Genomic DNA, 2,250 nt, shown 5'->3' with positions numbered 1-2,250 from the left:
AGTAGGGAGGAGGGAGTAGGGAGGAGGGAGTAGGGAGTAGGGGGTAGGGAGTAGGGAGTAGGGAGTAGGGAGTAGGGAGTAGGGAGTGGGGAGTAGGGAGTAGGGAGTAGGGAGTAGGGAGTAGGGAGTAGGGAGTAGGGAGTAGGGAGTAGGGAGTAGGGAGTAGGGATTAGGGAGTAGGGAGTAGGGAGTAGGGAGTAGGGAGTAGGGAGTAGGGAGTAGGGAACTTTGGATCAGTGTAAAAATCCTGTGTACCTCATTACTATGATAAATGCTATATTCTCAGAAGGGAGAATTGGGGGAAATTAGAAGAGGCTTGAGCATGCTTTCAATAGGTAATGCCCAAGGGAAGACGACGATATCCCTTTTAGCTTTTGCTTTTGATTATATAGCGCTCGATTAACAAAATTGCCACAATATCATCAATGGGTCGAGGAGGTTGGCGCATTCCTTCGGGGATGAGGCGTTGGAACCCTTTGGGAGGATACATTTGCCAGTAGCGTGGGCGAGCTTCTAAACTACTGTAGCGCTCATCTACCAGGACAATAGGTACTGATGCTGGTAATTCCTCCTGGATTTTCCGTTTCCATCTCTTGGCAGTAGTTTGGTCTCCCATCACAATGGTTTCAATGGGGAATTGTTGACACAGTTGCTGGAGTTTTGCGATCGCATTTCCTGAAGCGACTACCTCATGGGTTAGCAGCTGACCCTCTTTTTCCATTACTGCTACACCACATTTATCTCGTCCTGGATCGAAGCCTAAAATCATCTCAATGCACGGATTATGTAAATCTTTGTCAAAATTGCTAATCTGGCCACACAACTAGTACCCTACCCTACAAGTACAGTGATTGCCTAAATCCTGATTGGTATTAATCATGACCGAAACGAACCTTGAGACAACACCATTACACCAGATGAACCCAGAGAGTCGATTTTCTGAACTGGTGGCAGATTATGCGAAATACCGACCCAGTTACCCAGCTGCAGCTATCGACAAGATTCTGGAAGGACTTGAGAACAGAGGGCAACTGGTAGCTGCGGATATTGGTGCAGGAACAGGAATTTCCTCTCGGCTACTAGCTCAACGGGGAGTTCGAGTTATTGCCATCGAACCCAATACTCAGATGAGACAAGCTGCTACCAGCCATCCATTGGTTGAATTCCGGGATGGAACTGCTCAACAGACCAACTTACCTGATGCATCTATTGACTTAGTCGCTTGCTTTCAATCCTTCCATTGGTTTGACCCAGAGCCAAGTTTGCTAGAGTTTCGCCGTATCCTGAAGCCTACTGGAAAATTAGCTGTGGTCTGGAATGACCGCAACCGTCAAGATGATTTTACCCAAGGCTATACTCATCTAGTGCAAATCGCCTCCAATCATCATCCGGCTGAGTCCCGTATGTGTTCGGTAGACCCCTTGCTCGCTAGTCCATTGTTTCCTAAGGTCTGTTCCTACACCTTTTCTTATCAGCAAGCCTTAGATAAAGATGGTCTGATTGGTCGTGCTAAGAGTGTCTCGTATATCCCACGAGAAGGATTAGCGCACCAGAAACTTATCTCTGATTTGCAGGAATTGTACAACAGTTGGTGTGATCACAAAGGTTTAGTTTACTTGAGGTATCGTACCAAGGTTTACCTAGCTCAACCTGAGTGCTGAGTTGTGATTAATAATTCTCAGTATAGCATTTCTAATTGTGTCCTACTACTTAGTTAGTCTAGTTTAGTTCGTCCAATTTCAAATCATCAATATAGAGTAGGAATAAGCCTAGAAAGATTGTCATTAGTGATCGCCAAAAAGGTTGAATAGGTATGTCCCAAAGTAACCCCCATATCCCACACCAGGAAATTATGATGGCGATCATAGTATACATAGTTGATAAGTTGGGATATTTTGTTTTGAAGTGGTAGAAGAGGTTTTCCCTCGAATTCATTTCCTCGAAATCTTTTTCTATAGGAGTTTTTTTCAAAGGAAACTGATTTATTTTAATACACCTGTGGATTCACACAATAGGGTAATCACTTACCCTATTGTCCAGCAATGAGATTATTGGCGTTGCTTAATGATGGTATAATTTTGCCCTCCTAGCCCCCCAAATTTGGTGGATTTAGAGGGCTTTATCAAAATCAAATGATCGCGCATTCATACTTCAATTCAGCAAAGCAAAAATTCCTTGATCATCTGCCCAAAATACAAATTATTAACCTCAAAGTATTGATTGTTATAAACTTTGTAAAACTTTAGTAAC

The 2,250-nt window shown here is 43.7% G+C and carries 2 protein-coding genes; one reads left to right on the top strand and one right to left on the bottom strand.

Features of this window, described 5'->3' with window-relative positions:
* Positions 1–367 precede the first annotated feature (367 nt).
* Positions 368–769 carry a pre-16S rRNA-processing nuclease YqgF gene (locus tag F6K49_RS42580; protein ID WP_293107466.1) on the bottom strand — a complete coding sequence of 134 codons (402 nt, stop codon included), beginning with the start codon at positions 767–769 and terminating at the stop codon, positions 368–370.
* 109 nt (positions 770–878) lie between these two features.
* Between F6K49_RS42580 and F6K49_RS42575 the strand changes: the two genes are divergently transcribed.
* Positions 879–1,661: a class I SAM-dependent methyltransferase gene (locus F6K49_RS42575; protein ID WP_293107463.1), complete on the top strand. Its 783-nt coding sequence runs from the start codon at positions 879–881 to the stop codon at positions 1,659–1,661.
* The last annotated feature ends 589 nt before the right edge of the window (positions 1,662–2,250 follow it).

The sequence above is a fragment of the Moorena sp. SIO3I6 genome, from assembly GCF_010672095.1.
This window is presented reverse-complemented; position numbering and strand designations above follow the sequence as displayed.

Coding starts and splice junctions, on each gene's coding strand:
- F6K49_RS42580 (WP_293107466.1), bottom strand. CDS start 769: ATGATTTTAGGCTTCGATCCAGGACGAGATAAATGTGGTGTAGCAGTA.
- F6K49_RS42575 (WP_293107463.1), top strand. CDS start 879: ATGACCGAAACGAACCTTGAGACAACACCATTACACCAGATGAACCCA.